General features: G+C 65.6%; 15 protein-coding genes. 9 read left to right on the top strand and 6 right to left on the bottom strand.

The window, feature by feature from the left end; all coding sequences use genetic code 11:
* The first annotated feature begins 16 nt into the window (after positions 1 to 16).
* Genes O3298_RS13870 through O3298_RS13860 form a run of 3 tightly spaced genes read left to right on the top strand, consistent with a single transcriptional unit; the run spans position 17 to position 3127 of the window.
* A complete protein-coding gene (locus O3298_RS13870) occupies positions 17 to 1336 on the top strand; it encodes a D-serine ammonia-lyase (RefSeq protein WP_305059697.1) in 1320 nt (439 codons plus the stop codon).
* On the top strand, positions 1336 to 2271 hold the full coding sequence (dsdC, locus tag O3298_RS13865) for a DNA-binding transcriptional regulator DsdC (protein ID WP_305059696.1): 936 nt from the start codon (positions 1336 to 1338) through the stop codon (positions 2269 to 2271). The genes O3298_RS13870 and dsdC overlap by 1 nt, the downstream gene beginning before the upstream one ends.
* Before the next feature lie 43 nt (positions 2272 to 2314).
* The gene (locus O3298_RS13860) at positions 2315 to 3127 is read left to right on the top strand and encodes a ferritin-like domain-containing protein (RefSeq protein WP_305059695.1); all 813 of its coding nucleotides are present in this window, start codon (positions 2315 to 2317) and stop codon (positions 3125 to 3127) included.
* A 26-nt stretch (positions 3128 to 3153) separates the two neighbouring features.
* On the opposite strand, the gene O3298_RS13855 is transcribed toward O3298_RS13860, so the two are convergent.
* Positions 3154 to 6576: a hypothetical protein gene (locus O3298_RS13855; RefSeq protein WP_305059694.1), complete on the bottom strand. Its 3423-nt coding sequence runs from the start codon at positions 6574 to 6576 to the stop codon at positions 3154 to 3156.
* 264 nt (positions 6577 to 6840) lie between these two features.
* On the opposite strand from O3298_RS13855, the gene O3298_RS13850 reads away from it, so the two are divergent.
* Positions 6841 to 7071, top strand: coding sequence for a hypothetical protein (locus O3298_RS13850; protein ID WP_305059693.1), 231 nt, complete (start codon positions 6841 to 6843; stop codon positions 7069 to 7071).
* A 5-nt stretch (positions 7072 to 7076) separates the two neighbouring features.
* On the opposite strand, the gene O3298_RS13845 is transcribed toward O3298_RS13850, so the two are convergent.
* Complete coding sequence (locus O3298_RS13845) at positions 7077 to 8126, bottom strand: DNA topoisomerase IB (RefSeq protein WP_305059692.1); 1050 nt, start codon at positions 8124 to 8126, stop codon at positions 7077 to 7079.
* A 92-nt stretch (positions 8127 to 8218) separates the two neighbouring features.
* Between O3298_RS13845 and O3298_RS13840 the strand changes: the two genes are divergently transcribed.
* Entirely contained in the window at positions 8219 to 8602 is a 384-nt protein-coding gene (locus O3298_RS13840) for a YkvA family protein (protein ID WP_099664192.1), read from the top strand.
* Here the strand turns inward: O3298_RS13840 and O3298_RS13835 are convergent.
* The 3 genes from O3298_RS13835 to O3298_RS13825 all read right to left on the bottom strand — a co-directional run bounded on the left by O3298_RS13835 (position 8599) and on the right by O3298_RS13825 (position 12372).
* The gene (locus O3298_RS13835; protein ID WP_305059691.1) at positions 8599 to 9789 is read right to left on the bottom strand and encodes a serine hydrolase; all 1191 of its coding nucleotides are present in this window, start codon (positions 9787 to 9789) and stop codon (positions 8599 to 8601) included. The genes O3298_RS13840 and O3298_RS13835 overlap by 4 nt on opposite strands.
* 109 nt (positions 9790 to 9898) lie before the next feature.
* Positions 9899 to 11194 (bottom strand): sodium:proton antiporter, encoded by a 1296-nt coding sequence (locus O3298_RS13830; protein WP_305059690.1) that lies wholly within the window; start codon positions 11192 to 11194, stop codon positions 9899 to 9901.
* Positions 11195 to 11244: 50 nt separating this feature from the next.
* Positions 11245 to 12372 carry a mechanosensitive ion channel family protein gene (locus tag O3298_RS13825; RefSeq protein WP_305059689.1) on the bottom strand — a complete coding sequence of 376 codons (1128 nt, stop codon included), beginning with the start codon at positions 12370 to 12372 and terminating at the stop codon, positions 11245 to 11247.
* Between the two features lie 258 nt (positions 12373 to 12630).
* Between O3298_RS13825 and O3298_RS13820 the strand changes: the two genes are divergently transcribed.
* The 4 genes from O3298_RS13820 (at position 12631) to O3298_RS13805 (ending at position 18020) form a co-directional block, all read left to right on the top strand.
* Positions 12631 to 14907: a trehalose-6-phosphate synthase gene (locus O3298_RS13820; protein WP_305059688.1), complete on the top strand. Its 2277-nt coding sequence runs from the start codon at positions 12631 to 12633 to the stop codon at positions 14905 to 14907.
* Complete coding sequence (gene otsB / locus O3298_RS13815; protein ID WP_305059687.1) at positions 14907 to 15668, top strand: trehalose-phosphatase; 762 nt, start codon at positions 14907 to 14909, stop codon at positions 15666 to 15668. Before O3298_RS13820 ends, otsB begins: the two co-directional genes overlap by 1 nt.
* Before the next feature lie 3 nt (positions 15669 to 15671).
* Positions 15672 to 17501, top strand: a complete 1830-nt coding sequence (locus tag O3298_RS13810; protein ID WP_305059686.1) for a glycoside hydrolase family 15 protein — start codon at positions 15672 to 15674, stop codon at positions 17499 to 17501.
* A 159-nt stretch (positions 17502 to 17660) separates the two neighbouring features.
* Positions 17661 to 18020 carry a hypothetical protein gene (locus O3298_RS13805; protein WP_099664185.1) on the top strand — a complete coding sequence of 120 codons (360 nt, stop codon included), beginning with the start codon at positions 17661 to 17663 and terminating at the stop codon, positions 18018 to 18020.
* A 103-nt stretch (positions 18021 to 18123) separates the two neighbouring features.
* On the opposite strand, the gene O3298_RS13800 is transcribed toward O3298_RS13805, so the two are convergent.
* The gene (locus O3298_RS13800) at positions 18124 to 19047 is read right to left on the bottom strand and encodes a LysR family transcriptional regulator (protein ID WP_305059685.1); all 924 of its coding nucleotides are present in this window, start codon (positions 19045 to 19047) and stop codon (positions 18124 to 18126) included.
* Positions 19048 to 19069 lie beyond the last annotated feature (22 nt).

Genomic DNA, 19069 nt, shown 5'->3' with positions numbered 1-19069 from the left:
CCTTCACGAGGTTGTCATGCTGCCCACTTCCGCCATCGCCGCGCTGTGCGAAAAATTTCCCCTGATTACAGAACTGATGGCCTTGCAGCCCTTGAGCTGGTTCAATCCCCGCATCGCGCCGGCGGCCGAGGCCTTGCACGACGTGGGCTTGACGGCGGACGATGTGGCGGACGCCAGCGCGCGCCTGGCGCGCTTTGCGCCATATCTGGCCAAGGCGTTTCCGGAAACGCAGGCCAGCGGCGGCGTCATCGAGTCGCCCGTCGTGCCGCTGCCCGTCATGCAGGCGGCGCTTCGCATGACGAGCGGTCAGCTATGGCTCAAGCAGGATAGCCATCTGCCCATTTCCGGTTCCATCAAGGCGCGCGGCGGCATCTATGAAGTGCTGAAGCACGCGGAAACGCTGGCGCTCGACGCCGGCTTGCTGAAGGAGGGCGACGATTACAGCGTGCTGGCCAGCGACGCCGTGCGCGCCTTCTTTGGCCAGTATGCGATCGCCGTCGGCTCCACGGGCAATCTGGGCTTGTCGATTGGCATCATGAGCGCGCGACTGGGCTTTCGCGCCACCGTGCACATGTCGGCCGACGCGCGGCAATGGAAAAAGGACAAGCTGCGCAGCCACGGCGTCACCGTCGTCGAATACGCGACCGACTACAGCGTGGCCGTGGAAGCGGGGCGCAGGCAGGCGGAGAACGACCCGACCTGCCACTTCGTCGACGATGAAAACTCGCATGACCTGTTTCTCGGCTATGCGGTGGCGGGCCAGCGCCTGAAAGCCCAGTTCGCCGCAAGCGGCGTCGCGGTCGATGCGCAGCACCCCCTGTTCGTGTACTTGCCGTGCGGCGTGGGCGGCGGCCCCGGCGGCGTGGCCTTCGGCTTGAAGCTGGCCTTTGGCGACGCCGTTCACTGCATCTTCGTCGAGCCGACCCACTCGCCGTGCATGCTGCTGGGCGTGCACACGGGCTTGCACGAGGGAATCAGCGTGCAGGAAATCGGCATCGACAATGTCACGGCCGCCGATGGCCTGGCCGTGGGACGCCCGTCCGGTTTCGTCGGACGCGCCATGCAGCGGCTGATCGACGGCTACGCCACCGTCACGGATGAAGAACTGTACCGCCTGCTGGCGACGCTTGAGCAAACGCAAGGCTTGCGTTTGGAACCGTCCGCCGTGGCCGGTTTCGCCGGCATTCCGCCCGTGCTGGCCGCGCCGCAATACCAGCAGCACCTGGAAACGGCCACGCATCTGGTGTGGGGCACGGGCGGCAGCATGGTGCCGGAGCAGGAGATGACCGCCTACGTGGCGCGCGGCCGCGCCTTGCTGGCGGCCGGAGCCGCTTGATGCCGGCCGGCGCGCCGATCAGGGCCACGCTTGGGGCCACGCTCACGGCCAGCCAGTTCGCCAACCTGTACACCTTTCTCGTGGCGGCGCGCCATGCCAGTTTCGCGCTGGCGGCGCAGGAACTGGCGCTCACGCCCAGCGCTGTCAGCCACCGCATCGCGCGGCTGGAAGCGGGGCTGGGTCTGCGCTTGTTCGAACGCCTGACGCGCCAGGTCAGACTGACGCAGGACGGCGAGCGCATCTTCGCGGCCCTGCAAACGGGCTGGGACAGCCTGCATGCGGCCCTTTCCGGCAGCGATGCGCTGGCGGGCAGCGTCACCGTGCATGCGCGCCCGTCTGTCGCGCAATGCTGGCTGGTGCCGCGCCTGGCGGGCTTCGCTGCGCAGTATCCGGACGTGTCGATTGACTTGCGTGTGGGCAATGACGCCGTCGACTTTCGCGCCGGCCAGGTCGACCTGGCCTTGCAATATGGCGACGGCCACTTTCCCGGCCTCGTATCGCGCAAGCTGATGGATGAATGGCTGGCGCCCGTCTGCAGCCCGCAGTATGCGCGCGACCACGGCTTGCTCGATGCGCCACACAACTTGCCCGGCGCGACGGTGCTGCACGACACCCTGGCCTGGCCCGCCTGCGCGCCCGATGCCGAGTGGCGGTTGTGGCTGGACGAGCAGGCGCCGGAGGTGAGTCTGCCCGCGCGCAGCCTGCGCTTCGACCGCGCCGACCTGTGCGCCCAGGCGGCCATCCACCACGCGGGCGTGGCCATGGGCCGGCGCCAGCTGGTGCAGCCGTGGCTGGCCAGCGGTCAGCTGGTCTTGCCGTTCGGCGGATTCAACTTGGCCAGCCCGCAGGCGTATTACCTCGTGCACGCCGCGCGCACAGCGCTGCCGGCCAGAGTGCAGGCGCTGTCCGACTGGCTCGTGGGGCAGGCAATTTGATACACTGCGCCCCTTGTTGAAGAACCTGCCCGGAAGAACCGCCATGCCACTGCCCCCATCGATCTCCACCGCGCCAGCGGAATTGCGCACGACCGCGCTCGCTTGCCTGCTCGAACCCGACCCGGCGACGAAGGTGGCGATGGTGGCGGCCATGGCCGCAGCCGGGCTGGCGCTGGACGTCAAGGCGCCGCTGGCGCCATCCGGCGCCGTGCCGGGCCGGCCCGCGTGTCCGGAACTGGTGCCGCCGCGCCTGGTGGGGCGGCGCTCGATGATCACGCCGGAAGGACGCGCCATGCTCGTCCACGCGCTGGCGCACATCGAATTCAATGCGATGAACCTGGCGCTCGACGCCCTGTGGCGCTTCCCGGACCTGCCCGCTGAATACTACACGGACTGGCTGCGCGTGGCGAAGGAGGAAGCGACGCATTTCGCCATGCTGCAGGCGCACCTGCAGGTGCTGGGCCACACGTATGGCGACTTTCCCGGCCACGACAGCCTGTGGGAAATGGTCGACAAGACGCGCGGCGACGTGCTGGCGCGCATGGCGCTGGTGCCGCGCACCCTGGAAGCGCGGGGCCTGGACGCGATTCCGCCGCTGCGCACCAAGCTGGCGCAGGCGGGCGACATGGCCGCCGCCGCCATCCTCGACATCATCCTGCGCGATGAAGTGGGGCACGTCGAGATCGGCAACCGCTGGTACGGCTACCTGTGCGATCAGCGGGGGCTGGAATTGCGCGCCACCTATGCCGAGCTGGCGCTGCGCTACGAAGCGCCCACCCTGCGCGGCCCGTTCAATCTGGAAGCGCGGCGCCGGGCGGGGTTTTCGGAGCTGGAACTGTCCGACTTGCCTGCCTGAATACGTCCGGGGCGCCGCCCGGCTGTTCAAGGATGGGCCGTCATGCTCAGATGCCAGTGGTGCAAGTGGGACGGGTCGATGCTCACCTTGAGGGGTTTGGTCCACACCGGCACGCCCGGTATCCGCGCGTGCGGCGGGCTGGCGAAACAGCCGTCGATGAGGGCCAGCTTGATGAAGCGGTGGCCGATGTAGACGACGCGCGTGCTGGCCGCGCCCGCTTCCAGGGTCAGCATGGCCCGGTTGGCCGTGATCCACGCGCCCAGCCGGGCCAGTTTCGGCTTTTTCGGCAAGCCGGCCGCCACTTCCGCTTGCGCATCGTTGATCAGCTGCAAAATGGCGGCGCCATTGCCCAGGCCGCCCAGCTCGTCCGAGTAGCCGCCCGCGCCATCCGCGTAGCGCATGTCGATCTGCTGGCCATCGCTGTGGCCGTCGTGGTCGAGGATGGAGCGGCCTGACGCCTCCTGTGTCACGTGCTGGCCGCTGATATCGTTGAAACGGTAGGGTTTTCCCGCCAGCCAGGCGATGGTCAGGCGCGTGGCCCACGAGTCGCCGCCGTCATCGCGCGGCCCATAGCGCCGCTTCGCCAGCGCCGCTTCGTTGTGGGCAAGATACAGCGGGATAAACGCCGTGTTTCCCTTGAGCGCCACTTGCCCCCCTTCCGCGGGGTCGGACACGGCGTTGGCATTGCCGACGCGTCCCTTCAGGCGGACGGTGAGCACGGCTTTCCTGTCGATTTTCGGCCCCGGGAAGTCGGGCAGCTTCAGGCGCGGGAAGGTGATCCTGTCCTTGCCGCGGATGTTGGCCTGGTCGAGCAGATTGACCGTGCTGAAGGCCGGGTTGGCGCCGTCGGCCGACATGCCGATATTCACCTCGGTCAAATTGACCCGCTCCGGCGAATAGCGCACTTCCAGTGAGATGGTGTGCCGGTCGGGCGTGTTCTGCGGCACGGACACGTAGGGGCCGGGGAGGTTGTGCGTGAGATTGCGCGGCTGCAGCACGGGATGCAGTTCCGCATTGATGGGGAAGAAGCGCGCCCGCGTGATCTTCAAGCCCTTGCAGGCCAGGCTCAGTTCCACCGTGGTGAGCGTGGCCAGCAGGCTGTCGCCGATATTCGTGGCGCTGACGGCGCCCGTGATGAGGAGCGGCCCCGTCATGGTTGCCTGGCTGACATCCACGCATTCCGTCCTGACGGTAGTACCCTGCGTGAAGTGCGACTGGTTGACGGCGCCCATGCTTGCCAGGTCGACGCCCGGCAAGCCGACCACGACGTAGGACCAGGTATCGTTGTACTGGCTTTGCTGGGTCGTGTAGGTGGGATATTCCGCCGTCCTGACGGTGATTTTCACGCCCACGTCCTGCGTGCCTTTCGGTACCGTGTAGCTGAAGGGACGCACGACGGTCTGGTTTTGCGGGCCGGCCGTGGCGGTGAAGGACTGCGTGTCGTCCTCGTCCTCAGCCTGCGGCGTGGCCGGCGCCGGCGCGGCCATGGCCTGCGCCGCTTGCCGCGCCGGCGGCGCGGCGCCATCCTGCGTCACGGGTGCGGCGATCCATGGCGCCGTCGTCGCCTGCAAGCCGGGGCCGGCGGCATACGGGTAGGTGATGCTGACGTTGACGATGGTGCTGGTGGGGAAGATGGCCGTGCTGATGCCGACGACATTCGGATGGTCGAGGTCGTTCAGGGTCAGCTGGTAGGTGTCGGGAATGACGCCGTCGAAATGGAAGGTGCCCGCCGCGTCGATCACGGCCACGCGGCGCAGGTGGAAGTTATAGCCTGTGAGCAAGATTTTCTTGCCGGCCAAGCCACTGGCGTTGCCGCCTGCCGGCGTGCGCATCTGGCCCTGCAGCACGGTGGCGGTCTTGATGACGGTGAGCGCGTACGACACGGCAAATTCGCCATCCTGCGTGACAAAATTCAGGTGCAGCTGCAGCGCGCCGGCCGGCAGCACGTTCAGCAGTTGCTGCATGGCCGTGGCGCTGATGCTGAAGCTGCCCGTGTCCGCATGAAAGACCCAGTAGGAATGGATGGCCACGGTGGCGCCGCCTTGCGCCGCCAGGAAGCCGCCGCTGTCATTTTTCAGGTCCATCGGCGCCACGCCCTCGAGGCGGAAGGAGAGGCCGCCGGGCTGCAGCGTATTGTTCGGCCCCAGGCCGCCGATGGCCAGCTTCGGCGGCGCGGGCGGCAGCGAACCGTTCTCGAGCGGCTCGACATACACGTGCAGGGCGGTCGGCAGCTCGCTCTGGATCAGCAGGTCGAGGGTGGTGACGATCTTGCCCTTGGTGACAAAAAACTGCGCGTGCTGGTCTTCGCCCGTGTCGCCCGGGGTGGAAAAGCGCAGGCTGCCATCTTTCAGCAGCACGTCCGTCACGGCGCCGCTGGCCGCGACCTTGTCGGCGCCGGCGGGAAAGCCCAGTTCGGCCAGCGGCAGGCTGACCACCTGCGCCGGGCGCACGGGGTCGAGCGCCACGCTGGCGCCGGACGTGATGTTCCACGCCAGGCCGCCAAGCTCGAATGGACGCGTGCGGTCGATGCGCAGGGTGATGGTGTCGTCGGGAGTGACCGTCGCGCCCGCGTCCATGCCGCCGGCCAGCACGCTGTCGTCCACGATGCCGGCGCCGGCGGGCACGCTGGCCAGGACGGCGCGCACGTTGCTTGCCGCTTCGCTGCCATTGTTGCGGATGCTGATGCGGAACGTGTATTCGTAGATGCGGCGGTTGATGCGCTGCTCGCTCACCTTGCGCAGTGCCGTGACCGTGAAGGGGCCGGCAGCCTGGCCGGCGTCCCCGCTGGCCGCCAGGGGCGCGGCCGTGTCCGGCCCCAGCGTATCCGCATCCGCCGCCAGCATGACTTTCGGCGTGGGCGGCTGCGTCGGATCGTTCGAACCGCCGCAGGCGCACAGGCTCAGGGTCAGCAATGGGGCCAGCACGGCGGCGGCCAGCTGCCGGCGCCGCAGGCACAGCATGGCCAGCACGCCGGCCAGCAGCAGCCAATATGTAGAGGGCAGGGCGATGGCGGCCGGCTGCGTGCTGCCGGAGTCGAGTTCGATGAAGGAAACGGGGTCGAGGATGGAAAACGGCTGGGCGCCGGGGCTGCCCGCGCCCAGGTAGTCGAAGGTGACGGAAAAGCCCGTGGCCGTGGCGCCGGGATTGATGCCGCCGGCCAGCGCCAGCGCGTCGAGGTAGCCGCTGGCGGGGATGGCGGGATCGGGCTGTACCAGCAGCACGTCCCAGCCGGGCGCCGTGGAAACGTTGTGCAGGCTGGCGTACCGGCCCACGCTGAAGAACAAGGTGAATTCCCCGATGGGCACGCCCAGGGTGGTATTGCTGACGGTATAGTCGTAGCGCCACTGCGTGCCGCCCAGCGCCGTTGCCGTGTAGCCGATGCGGGTGGCGTGCGCGGCGGACATGGCGCACAGCAGCAGCGCCAGCAGCACCTGTTTGATAAAACCCATGATCGTCCCCCCGTTGACTGGCGCCAAGCGTGCCCAGGCAAGAGGTCAAGCAGGAAGCGTTCCCGTACAAAATATGGTGTAAAAACAAGGGCTTGGCTGAGGCGGGCTGGCGCCGGTGTCAAATCCGCCGACACGGGTCTTTATGGCTGAGCCTGTCAGCGCTGTCCTACTTATCTTGTCGAAACTGTCTGATTGTATGCCTTGCGGAAACACGCGATGATGATGTTCATGCTGCAACAGCCAACCAGTCCGACGGAGTATGCGATGCAAAAGCCAGTCCAGTCCATCTACGTGAACAAGCCGTTCCTGCTGATCTGCCTGTTTACTTTCTCGACCCTGGCGGCCACCTTGATGAATACGGACGAGGCGCAGGCGGACGATGCGGCCCCGGCGCCCGTGGCGCGCGACGTTGGCCACGGCGCCTTGCCCGTCTGCCGCAGCGACGCCCTCACACTGTCGGCCCAGTGCCAGCCCCAGCCGGCCCGCCAGGCTTGATGGGGTCAAGCCTGCAGGCGCTGCTGCAGCAAGGCCAGCACGGCCGCTTCTTCCGGCGCCAGCGCCGGCAAGTCTTCCTGTAATTGCTGCCGCGCCCGCGCGCGCATGCCTTCCCATAAGCTACCATCCAGATACGATTCCAGCACGGCCGGGTGCACATAGCACTTGCGGCAGATCGTCGGCGTGTTGCCCAGTTTTTTTGCCACCGACTCGATCGCTTGCACGATGTTTTTCTTGGCTTGCGCCTCGGAATCAACCTGTTCGAACGCCTGCAGGGCCAGCGCGGCCAGGAGGGTGCCGGACCAGGTGCGGAAATCCTTGGCCGTGTAGTCTTCGCCCGTCACTTCGCGCAGGTAATCGTTGACGTCGCCCGAATCGACGCCATGGCGCGCGCCATCCTCATCGATATATTGAAACAGTTCCTGCCCCGGCAGCTCGCGCATGCGCTGCAGCACCCTGGCCAGGCGCCGGTCGCTCAGGCGGATATCGTGGCGCACGCCGCTCTTGCCCTTGAAGCGGAAGGCCACGGCGCTGCCGTCGAGCTGCACGTGGCGCGTGCGCAGGGTCGTCAGGCCAAATGATTTATTGGTGCGCGCATATTCTTCGTTGCCGATGCGCATCATCGTCAATTCCAGCAAGTGCACGATGGTGGCCAGCACTTTTTCACGGGGCAGGCCGGGCAGCTGCATGCCGCGCGCGACGGCGGCGCGGATGGCGGGCAGGGCGCGGCCAAAACTGAGCATGCGCTCATATTTCACTTCATCGCGCACCTGGCGCCAGCGCGCATGGTAGCGGTACTGCTTGCGGCCCCGCGCATCGCGCCCCGTCGCCTGCAGGTGTCCCGTCGCGTGCGGGCAGATCCACACGTCCGTCCAGGCGGGCGGTATGGCCAGTGCCTTGATGCGCGTCAAGGCTGCGGCATCGCGCAGGAACTGGCCGTCCCCGTCGCGGTAGCGGAATTTTCCGGGCTTGCCCAGGCGGGCGATGCCGCGCTGGTGGTCGCCCGTGTAGCGCAGGCCGGCGGCGCGGGCCGTGGTGGTGGCGGATATTTCCATGACGATAGCTTACCTTGCTCGCCGCGCGCCCGGCGCGCCGTTATGCTAAGGTGCGCATTCGTAACGCCGTGCGCGGCAGACAGGAGCAGCAGATGTTTGGCAGAAAAAAGAATCTGGAAGAAGACCACGCCCCCCAGGCCGACAAGCAGTATGAAAAGAAATACACGGATGACAGCTTCTGGGACAAGGTCGTCAAGTTCGCCAAGACGGCGGGGCGCGAAGTCATCGAGAAAGCCCTGTGGCTGTACTACGCGGCGCAGCAGCCGAACACCCCGCTGTGGGCCAAGACGGCCATCTATGGCGCGCTCGGCTATTTCATTTCGCCCATCGATGCGATTCCCGACATCACGCCCGTCGTCGGCTATGCGGATGACCTGGCCGTGCTGGCGGCGGCCGTCGCCACGGTCGCCACCTACATCACGGCCGACGTCAAGGAACGGGCCGCCGAGAAACTGCGCGGCTGGTTCGGCGCCTAGGCTTTCTTTGCCGCCGGCGCGCCGCTGCCCCCATGGGCCAGCAGGCGCAGCACGACTTCTTTCTGGAATGAACGAAACTCCTTGTCCGCGCTGACGTTGGCGAAGGCCAGCACGGCCGTCTTGCTGGCGCGGTCGACGCAGACGACGGACGCGGCGCCCGGGTCGCCGCCGCTGTGCGTGGCCAGCGGCTTGCCGTCGACGTCGCGCAGCAGCCATACCAGCGCCTGGCGCACGGATGAATCGGCGGGCACGACGGGGGCCGCTTGCGGGGCGAAAAACAGTTGCAGGGTGGCGTCCTGCAGGTAGCGGTGGCCATCGACCCGGCCGCCATTGCTGAAAATGGCCAGGAAACGGGCGAAGTCATGCGCCGAGCTGCGCAGCAGGCCGGCCGGCCAGTCCGGATAGCCGACGGGCGGCAGCATTTGCAGGCCCGGCTCCTTGTGCACATACGGCTGGGCGACGACGGCGCGCCGCGGCAAGCCGGCCAGGCTCCACGCCGTATGGTCCATGCCCAGCGGTTCGAACAGGTGCTCGTGCGTAAAGGCGTCGAGGCCATCGGGGTTCACGCGGCCCACCAGATAGCCGAGCAGGGCGATGCCGACATTGCTGTAGCGCCATTCCGTGCCGGGCCGTGCCGCAAACGACACATCCGCGTCGTACCAGGCGCCGCCGCGCGACAGATAGCCTTTGACGAAGTCGCGCAGCGGTAATCGCGGGTCGCCCTGCACGGCAAACGCCGTCGTCTTTTCGTACACGGCGTCGGAAATGCCCGAGGTGTGGTTGAGCAGATGGCGAAAGGTGATGGGCACGTCGGGAAACTTCGGATGCATGAGCGGGAAGTCCAGGTAGGCCGCCACCTTGTCGTCCAGCTGGAAGGCGCCCTGTTCCAGCAGCATCATGACGGCCGCGGCCGTGACGAGCTTGCTGACGGACGCGACATGGAACACCGTGTTGGCATCGACCTTCTTGCCGGCCTGGATGTCGGCCCAGCCATAGCCGCGCGCGAAAATGGTCTGTTCGCCGCGCACCACGGCCACGCCCATGCCCGGCGTTTCCGTGCGGGCCAGTCCATCACGCATGAAGCCGTCAAATTCCGTTTCCCACGCCAGCCTGGCCGGATCGGTGGCGCAGCCCGTTTGCAGCAGGGCCAGTGAGACGCCCAGTCCCAGCACGCTTCGTCGTTTCATTGATTCTCTCTTTTGCCATTTTTAATTATCTTAACAACATTTCCGCCCGACATAGGGGCGATTGACAAAACATTGCTTTGAACCAATGACAAAGTGGGCCGACTGGTGCCTATTTGCGCCAATAGCGTTCCAGCAGGGGCTTGACCGTCAAGCCGTGCGCGACGATGGAGAGGATGACGACGACCAGGGTGATGTCGGCCAGTTCGCGCGCCAGGCCCTGCGGCAAGCCATGCGCGATGGCATAGCTGAGGTAATACAGCGAGCCGATGCCGCGCACGCCGAACCAGGCGGCCAGCCCGCGCAGGCGCACGCTGGTGCCCGAAGCGAGCAAGCCGAGCATCACGCTGGCCGGGCGCGCCACCAGCAGCAGGAACAGCGCCACGCTCCACGCCTGCCAGCGCCAGGCGGCGGCCGTGACGGCGCCGCCCAGCAACAGCACCAGGGTCAGTTCGGACAGGCGTTCCAGGTGTTCCTTGAAGACGAGCGATTCGCCGCTGACGGTCAGCGTCACCTCGCCGTCGTGCGCCCTGGCGGCGGACGCGGCGTGGGTTTCCCCCGCTTGCAGCAAGCCTTGCCGGTCTTTCGGCGCACCGGCCAGCCGCAGTTCCGTCTGGCGCAGGGCCACGCCGGCAAAGAACACGGCCAAAAAGCCCCACGCGTGCAGCCACGTGGCCACGCCGTACACGCAGGCGATCAAGCCCAGGGCCGCCAGGTCGTCCAGCATCGCGTGTTTCGGTTCCTTGGCGCGCACCTGCCAGGCCAGCCAGGCCAGCAGCGCGCCGCCGGCCGCGCCCAGGGCAATGGCTGCCCCGCTGGCCCAGACCAGATCGCGCCACAGCCAGGTGGCGCCATGGGGACCCAGTTCATGCAGGCCCAGCAATCCCAGGCCCAGCATGACGAAAGGAAAGCCGCTGCCATCGTTCATGCCCGCTTCGCTGGTCAGGATGAAGCGCAATTGCTCGCTGTCGCCCGCATGGCGCAGCTGCACGTCCGTGGCCAGCACGGGGTCGGTGGGCGCGAGGATGGCGCCCAGCAGCACGCCCGCGCCCAGGGGCAGGTCCAGCACCACGCATGCAAAGGCCGCCACCAGGGCCACGGACAGGGCCATCGACAGCCACGCCAGGCGCAGCGACGGCAGCCAGCGCGCCAGGCTGAACGGCACGGGCATCTTGACGCCGGCGGAAAACAGGGAGATGAGGACGGCGATTTCCGTCAGGGTTTCCAGCAGGGGCGCCTGCCGCACCAGGTCGAAGGCAAACAGGCCGAGGAACATGGGGCCCAGCAGCAGACCCACGCCCAGGTAAGCCATGGCCGAGGTCAAGGGCAGGCGCGCGATGCCGTCGGCGCCCAGGCCGCGCGCCAGCATCAGGCAGCCGATCAGGATGAACCAGGCGGTGGTGCTCATGCGCCTTATTCTAGCGGCGCGCGGGCGAGGGCAGCGCGCCGCAGGTTTGGTCAAGCCTTGTGCTGCGCCTTGTACAGCGACACGCTGTCGTTCTGCGCCTGCATGGCGTGCAGCTCGATGGGATCGTGCGTGGAGCGCAGGCGGGGCAAACCGTGCGGATAATTAGCCGTGATAAAGGCCAGCATCTGCTCGCGCACGATGCAGCGCAGCTCGAAAGCGAGGCCCGAATCTGCCGCACTGACGAGGAAGCGCACGCGCACGGCCCGTTCGTTCGAATCCGTCGCCTGCACCGTGCAGACGCGGCCATCCCATTGTGCGGCGGACTCGCAGATGCGCGTCAGTTCCGCGCGCAGCGGGTCGAGCGGGATGCTGAAATCGAGCCACAGGAACACCGTGCCCAGCAGGGTGGACGAGCTGTGCGTCCAGTTCTCGAACGGATTTTCAATGAACCATTGCAGCGGCACGATCAGGCGGCGCTCGTCCCACACGCGCACGACGACGTACGTGCCCTTGATTTCCTCGACCTTGCCCCATTCGCCATTGACGATCAGCACGTCGTCGATGCGGATGGGTTGCGAAAACGCAATTTGCAACCCAGCAATGAAATTGCCCAGCACGGGACGGGCGGCGATACCGGCCACCAGGCCCGCCACGCCGGCCGATGCAAGCAGGCTGGCGCCGATCTGCCGCGCGCCGGGCAAGGTCAGCAGCACGAAGGCCAGGCCCAGGATGACGACGATGGCGTGCGCGCTGCGCGTGAGCACGCGGGCTTGCGTGATCAGGCGGCGCGCGCGCAGGTTGTCGGCCACGTCGACGGGGTTGACTTCGGAAATCGTGATGGACAGGGCCTGGATGCATTGCATGGCCAGCCAGGTCAGCGCGATGATCAGCGCCACGCTGGCGAGATGCGACATGGCCAGCAAGCCCGGCGTGTCGTCGGGCGCGCCGGCCAGCACCATGCGCAGGCCGAAGACGATCACGCACAGCTGGCTGGCGCGGAAGGCCACGTGCGTGGCGTTGGTGGTGAACGGGCGGCCATTGGCCAGCCTTTTCAGCAAGCTGATGCCGGCCCGGTGCACGCCGATGGCGACCACGGTGACGAGCAGGGCGGAAACGAGCACGGTCAGCGCCGAGCGCAGCGGGCCTCCCATCAGCGAGTGGAACGTGCTGAGATCCATAGGCGAAAACTCCTTGTTCTTAGTGAAATGGATGTCGGAAGCGGTATTTTACGGGCAGATGGCGTAACGGGGGCGTGCGTTGCCGTACGGATAAGACCTGCGTCAAGGTGGATACTGGAAGAAATTGCTGCGCTGCGCCATGCCACGTTGACGTTTCGCTACGGAAAGCAAACGGGCGTCGCCGCAGTGGAAACATAGTCATACTTGCCATGCTTTTTGTTTTTGCAAAGGAAAACGATGATAGTACGATCACTCCGAATGTCCTTGCGCTTCATCCTGCCACTGGCTCTGGTGCTGGGATTGTTTGCTTATATCGTGGTACCCCTGCTCGACAACATCACCCTGCGCTGGTATGTGCGCGACCTCGACAGCCGGGCAGAATTGCTCGCTGGAACCCTCCGGCCCTCGCTCACCGAATACCTGCCCGCGCAGGACGCCACGCGCGTCAAAGAACTGTTCCAGGGCGCCACGCGCGACGAACGCCTGATCGCCATCGGCTTTTGCGACAATGCAGGCCACTTGCTGTACCAGTCCGCGCAATACCCAAGCTCCATCGGCTGCTGGAGCACGCCTCCCACGGGCGGCCTGTACAAATCCCTGGCGCAATTGCCGCAGGGCCAGGTCCACCTCAGCGAAACCCCCGTCATGCAGGACGCCTCCCAGCTGGGACGGCTGGTGCTGGTGCAGGACATGAGCTTTGTCGAGCGCCGCAATACGGATACCAAGCGTTTCATCTTTGCCTTCCTGGCCGTGCTGGCCGTGCTGATTTCCCTGATGACCGTGTTCGTGGCCCATTTGAGCTGGCGCGGCTGGCTGTCGGCCGTGAAAGATATTCTGCGGGGCGAATTGTTGCTGAAAAGTAATGGGGCCGTGGCCGCCGCCGCACCCGCCGCCGCGCCCGCGCCGCCGCCGGAAATGCAGCCGCTGATCGGCGATTTGCGCGAATTGCTGCAGGAATACCACCTGGAACGCCAGGGCGATAACGGCTGGTCGTCCGACTGGACGCCGGACAAGCTGCGCGGCTTGCTGGAAGCGGATCTTGCGGGAGATCAAGTGCTGGTGGTGTCGAACCGCGAACCGTACATCCACACCAAAACGGACGATGGCAGCGGCGACATACGCGTGCAGCGCCCGGCCAGCGGCCTGGTGACGGCCGTGGAAGCCGTGATGCGCGCCTGTTCCGGCACGTGGATCGCGCATGGCGCCGGTTCCGCCGACCGCGAGACGGTGGACAAGTTCGACCACGTGCCCGTGCCGCCCGACAATCCCAGCTATACCTTGCGCCGCGTATGGCTGACGGAAGAGGAAGAGCAGGGCTATTATTATGGTTTCGCCAATGAGGGCATGTGGCCGCTGTGCCATATCGCCCATGTGCGCCCCGTGTTCCGCTCGTCCGACTGGGAGCAGTATGTGAAGGTCAACCGCCGCTTCGCCGACGCCGTGATCGCCGAAGCGAAGACGGACAACCCCGTCGTGCTGGTGCAGGATTACCACTTCGCCTTGCTGCCGCGCATGGTGCGCGAAGCCTTGCCGAAGGCGACGATCATCACCTTCTGGCATATCCCCTGGCCGAATTCGGAATCGTTCGGCATTTGCCCATGGCGCGAAGAAATCCTCGACGGCTTGCTGGGCAGCACCATCCTCGGCTTCCATACGCCATTCCACCGCAAGAATTTCCTCGAAACGGTGGACCGCTACCTGGAAACCCGCATCGAGCCGGAAGCGTCGACCATTTCCTACGGCGGCGAAATGACGCAGGTCGAGGATTACCCGATTTCCATCGCCTGGCCCGAGGACGACCCGGCGCAGCCCGACGTGGCCACCTGCCGCGCGCAGATCCGCAGCGAGCTGGGCGTGGCCCAAGACCACTTGCTGGGCATCGGCGTGGACCGCCTCGATTACACGAAAGGCATCGTCGAGCGCTTCCAGGCCGTCGAGCGCATGCTGGAGCAGCAGCCTGGCATGGTGGGCAATTTTACATTTGTGCAAATCGCCGCTCCCAGCCGCGCTTCGCTTGATGAATATCAAAGTTTTGACGCCAGGGTGCGCAAGATGGTCGAGCGCATCAACCGCCGTTTCGGCAGCGGAGATTACGTGCCCATCCTGCTGAAAGCCGAGCACCACGGCCAGGACGATTTGCAGCGCTATTTCCGCGCCTCGGAAGTGTGCATGGTGACAAGCTTGCATGACGGAATGAATCTGGTGGCCAAGGAATTCATCGCCGCGCGCGACGACGAGCTGGGCGTACTTGTTTTAAGTCAATTCACGGGCGCCGCGCGCGAGCTGCACGAAGCGCTGATCATCAATCCGTATCACATCGAGCAGGGCGCCGACGCCCTGTACCGCGCCCTCGTGATGCCGCCCGTGGAACAGCGCGAGCGCATGAAGAGCATGCGGGCCCGCGTGAAACATTTCAATGTGTACCGCTGGGCCGGGCGCATGCTGCTGGACGCGGCCCGTTTGCGCCAGCGCGACAAGGTCATGACCAAGATCGACGCCCACAGCCGCATCAAGCGGCGCAAGGGGATGATCTGATGGCCGATACCCCTGACGACAGCGCAGCCTTGCTGCAACTGCTGGGTACGCCCGGCACAGGCGTTTTCCTCGACTTCGACGGCACCCTGGTCGACCTGGCGCCCACGCCCGACGGCGTGCGCCTGGAAGCGGGCGTCATTGAGGCGCTGGCGCTGCTGGCCGAACGCCACGGCGGCGCGCTGGCCGTCATTTCCGGGCGTCCCGTGGCGCAGATCGACGCCATGCTGGCGCCCCTGATGTTGCCGGTGGCCGGCGTGCATGGCGTGGAGCGGCGCGGCGCCGATGGCACGTTCAGCGTGGCGGCCACGCCCGACGTGTCGCCCGTGCTGGCGCGCGCGCAGGCGCTGGCGGCGACGTACCCCGGCTTGCTGGTGGAACGGAAGCGGGGCGCCGTGGCCCTGCATTACCGGCTGGCGCCCGAACTCGAGCAATTGTGCTTGCAGGAAATGACGGCGGCCGTGCAAGCGTGCCCGGGGGTATTGCTATTGCATGGCAAAATGGTCCTGGAAGCCAAGCCGTCCGCCACGGACAAGGGCGGCGCCATCGCCGCCTTCATGCAGGAAACCCCGTTCGCCGGCCGCCGGCCCGTGTTCGCGGGCGACGACACCACCGACGAGGCGGGCTTTGTCTTTGTTCAACAAGCAGGCGGGCAGGGCGTGAAAGTGGGCAGCGGCCCCAGCGCCGCCACCCTGCGCCTGGCCAGCCCGCGCGCCTTGCGCGTCGCGCTGCTGGCCGCGTCCGTATCCCCTTTCAAGGAGTAGCCGATGACCATATCCAATGAGCAAGCTGATGACACCCCCGGCGGCGCGTCCGCGCAAGCATCCCTCAACTGCGGCGTGGTGGGCAATTGCGCCTTCAGCGCCCTGATCGACCAGGCGGGGCAGGTCGTCTGGTCGTGCCTGCCCCGTTTCGACGGCGATCCCGTCTTCAACCGCTTGCTGGACGACACTGAAAACGGCAGCGTGTGGGCCATCGACATCGAAAACTTCGCGCGCAGCGAACAAGTCTACGAGCCGAATACGGCCGTGCTGCGCACGCGGCTGTACGATACGCAGGGGCGCGGCGTGGAAATCACGGATTTCGCGCCCCGATTCCTCAGCCGCGACCGCATGTTCCGCCCGCTGATGCTGATACGCCGGGTCCGTCCGCTCGACCACGCCGTGCGCATCCGCGTGCGCCTGCGCCCCCGCTACGACTGGGGCAAACTGGCGCCGCAGATCACGCAGGGCAGCCACCACATCCGCTACGTGGGACCGGAACAGACCTTGCGCCTGAACACCGATGTATCGCTCAACTATGTACTGAGCGAAACGTATTTCGTGCTGGGCGGCACTGCCAACTTCCTTCTCGGTCCCGATGAAACCCTGGCCGGCGGCATCGACGAGACGGCGCGCATCTTCGAAAAGGAAACCATCAATTATTGGCGCACCTACACGCGGCGCCTGGCCGTGCCCCTGGAATGGCAGGACGTGGTGATCCGCGCCGCCATCACATTAAAACTGTCTTTATATGAAGACACGGGCGCCATCATCGCCGCCATGACCACCAGCATCCCGGAAGCGCCCGGCAGCAGCCGCAACTGGGATTACCGCTATTGCTGGCTGCGCGACGCCTTCTTTGTCGTGCGGGCATTGAACAGCCTGTCGGAAGTGGGCACCATGGAGGAATACCTGCGCTGGCTGACGAATATCGTCGCCCGCTCGAAAGGCGGCCACATCCAGCCCCTGTACGGCATCGGCCTGGAAGAGCAGTTGCCCGAATCCATGCTCGACCACTTGCCCGGCTACAGGGGCAACGGCCCCGTGCGCGTGGGTAACCAGGCGCAGGAACACTTCCAGCACGACGTCTACGGCAACATCGTGCTGGGCGCCGCGCAAGCCTTCCTCGACCACCGATTGTTCCACCGGGCGGGAAAAGCCGAGTTTGCCGCACTGGAAGCCGTGGGCGACCAGGCGTTCCGCCTGCACGCGGAGCCGGACGCGGGCATGTGGGAACTGCGCACGCGGGCGAGGGTCCACACCTCGTCGATGCTGATGAGCTGGGCGGCCTGCGACCGCCTGGCCAAGGTCGCGCACAAGCTGGGGCTGGACGACCGGGCCGACCACTGGAACAGCCGCGCCGTGCTGATACGCGAGAGATTACTGCGCGAAGCGTGGAGCGAAGAGCGCCTAGCCTTCGCGGAAAGCCTGGGCGGGCGCGACCTGGACGCCTCCGTCCTGCTGATGGCGGAAGTCAACTTCATCGACCCCATGGACCCCCGCTTTATCGCCACCGTCGATGCGCTGGAAGCGTCGCTGTGCGACGGCCCCTACATGCGCCGCTACGAAGCGCCCGACGACTTCGGCAAACCGGAAACGGCCTTCAACATCTGCACCTTCTGGCGCATCGACGCCCTGGCGCGCATCGGCAGGAAAGACGAGGCCCGCAAAATCTTCGAAACAATGTTGATGGCGCGCAATCACCTGGGCTTGCTGTCGGAAGACACGCACCCCGTGACGGGGGAGATGTGGGGAAATTTCCCGCAGACTTACTCGATGGTGGGCTTGATTAACTGCGCGGTGAGGTTGTCGGCGCCTTGGGATAGCGCGATTTGATCGTACCATGCTCCAGTCCCGTGAGCAGTCCATGCCAGTCCCTATAATGGGCGCGTTGACCTGCTTGCGGGCGTTTTGGCGTCAGGTCATAACAATCGTTGGCGCGCAGGCTCACGAAACGCCGAATGGCATCCACACAGATGAATACGAAATATCGAGATGACGACCGTAAGCGAAATTTTAACGACAATAAATAAGAGTATTTTCTTTGAGACTATTTTTCAGAAAGATACTGACTGGGATGCTGCATTGTGCGCCAGGGACTCTTTTGAGTTTGATGGCGCATGGTGTGCCAGCTACGAAAAAGTGAGCTCATCTTGTCCACCCGAAGGCGCCCTGGTGAGGGAGATCAGGGAAATCGCATTCAAGAAAGTGTATCAAGTCACTGAAAATTCCGACCTTGCTGGATATGTGTCGGACGACATGGGCTTGATTGCGCAGGCATGTCACGATAAAGTCGAGATCGACTTTATCGACAATCTCTGGAAAACCTATATGCACGGAGAATTTCCAACTTGAGCTGATACTGCCCAGTTGAAGATTACAAGTGGCCCCGTTTTCCATGCGTCCCAGCATCGCAGCGCGGCGCTCCTGTGCCACCGTTTCGACGTGCGACTCCATTTCAGCTACCAGTTGCGCGCTCGCCACGCCCATACAACCTGCATTCCGCCGCCAGCGCCAGCAGATTGGGGTCGCGCTCGCGGCTGCTCAGCATCAGCAGGGTGATTTGCTGGTGCGAGCCGTAGCGGGCGTCCAGGGGCAGCAGTTCGATGCGCGAGCTGAAGGCGCGCACTCTGCCGGGCAGCAGGCTGTAGCCGATGCCGCCGCTCACCAGGTTGATCAGGGAGAAGATGTCGCCCACGCGCATGGCCGTGTCGGGCACAAATCCCGCCAGCTCGAATGCATGGTTGAAGCTTTGCGAGGTGACGAAACCCTCGTTGAGCGTGACGAATTTGTCGTCGCGCAGCGCCTGCAAGTCCACGGAAGCGGCCCCCGCATAGGGCGAAGCCAGCGGCGCGGCCAGGAAGATGTCGTCCTGGAACAGGGGCACGGCCACCAGGCCCGCATGGTGTTCGTCTTCCTGCACGCCGACGATGATGGCGTCCAGCCTGCCGTCGGCCAGGCTTTGCAGCAGTTCGCGGTTCGACCCCAGGGTCAGGTCGATGTCCAGGCCCGGCCGGCGCAGTTTCAGGGCGATCACCAGTTGCGGGATGCAGTGCAGGGTCAAGGAATACAGCGAGCCGATCTTCAGGCGCACGGGGTTGATGCCCGACATTTCGCGCACCTTGCGCACGCCTTCCTCGCACTCGGCCAGCGCGCGCCGCGCCGATTCGGCAAAGGTGTAGGCCGCATGCAGGGGGATCAGGCTGCGGCCCTCGCGCTTGAACAGGGGGCAGCGCAAGCCGTCTTCCAGCGAATGCAGGGCGCGGTGCACGCTGACGGTGCTCTGGCCCAGCGCATCGGCCACCCGCGCCAGGTTGTTCAATTCCATAAAGCTGAGAAACACCTCCAGCTTCTTCAAGGTAATTTCTTCATTGATGGCCATGGCTAGCCTCTTTTATGTCAGT

This window comes from Janthinobacterium sp. SUN137 (genome assembly GCF_030587265.1).
Taxonomy (GTDB): domain Bacteria; phylum Pseudomonadota; class Gammaproteobacteria; order Burkholderiales; family Burkholderiaceae_D; genus Janthinobacterium; species Janthinobacterium kumbetense.
The sequence above is the reverse complement of the archived record's forward strand: the minus strand, read 5'-3'. Positions and strand labels throughout refer to the sequence as shown.

Excerpts from the sequence above, each read along its gene's own strand:
- O3298_RS13870 (WP_305059697.1), top strand. The coding sequence starts at position 17 with ATGCTGCCCACTTCCGCCATCGCCGCGCTGTGCGAAAAATTTCCCCTG.
- O3298_RS13825 (WP_305059689.1), bottom strand. The coding sequence starts at position 12,372 with ATGGATCTCAGCACGTTCCACTCGCTGATGGGAGGCCCGCTGCGCTCG.
- O3298_RS13810 (WP_305059686.1), top strand. The coding sequence starts at position 15,672 with ATGACCATATCCAATGAGCAAGCTGATGACACCCCCGGCGGCGCGTCC.
- O3298_RS13830 (WP_305059690.1), bottom strand. The coding sequence starts at position 11,194 with ATGAGCACCACCGCCTGGTTCATCCTGATCGGCTGCCTGATGCTGGCG.
- dsdC (WP_305059696.1), top strand. The coding sequence starts at position 1,336 with ATGCCGGCCGGCGCGCCGATCAGGGCCACGCTTGGGGCCACGCTCACG.
- O3298_RS13850 (WP_305059693.1), top strand. The coding sequence starts at position 6,841 with ATGCAAAAGCCAGTCCAGTCCATCTACGTGAACAAGCCGTTCCTGCTG.
- O3298_RS13855 (WP_305059694.1), bottom strand. The coding sequence starts at position 6,576 with ATGGGTTTTATCAAACAGGTGCTGCTGGCGCTGCTGCTGTGCGCCATG.
- O3298_RS13835 (WP_305059691.1), bottom strand. The coding sequence starts at position 9,789 with ATGAAACGACGAAGCGTGCTGGGACTGGGCGTCTCACTGGCCCTGCTG.
- O3298_RS13845 (WP_305059692.1), bottom strand. The coding sequence starts at position 8,126 with ATGGAAATATCCGCCACCACCACGGCCCGCGCCGCCGGCCTGCGCTAC.
- O3298_RS13840 (WP_099664192.1), top strand. The coding sequence starts at position 8,219 with ATGTTTGGCAGAAAAAAGAATCTGGAAGAAGACCACGCCCCCCAGGCC.
- O3298_RS13805 (WP_099664185.1), top strand. The coding sequence starts at position 17,661 with ATGACGACCGTAAGCGAAATTTTAACGACAATAAATAAGAGTATTTTC.
- otsB (WP_305059687.1), top strand. The coding sequence starts at position 14,907 with ATGGCCGATACCCCTGACGACAGCGCAGCCTTGCTGCAACTGCTGGGT.
- O3298_RS13800 (WP_305059685.1), bottom strand. The coding sequence starts at position 19,047 with ATGGCCATCAATGAAGAAATTACCTTGAAGAAGCTGGAGGTGTTTCTC.
- O3298_RS13820 (WP_305059688.1), top strand. The coding sequence starts at position 12,631 with ATGTCCTTGCGCTTCATCCTGCCACTGGCTCTGGTGCTGGGATTGTTT.
- O3298_RS13860 (WP_305059695.1), top strand. The coding sequence starts at position 2,315 with ATGCCACTGCCCCCATCGATCTCCACCGCGCCAGCGGAATTGCGCACG.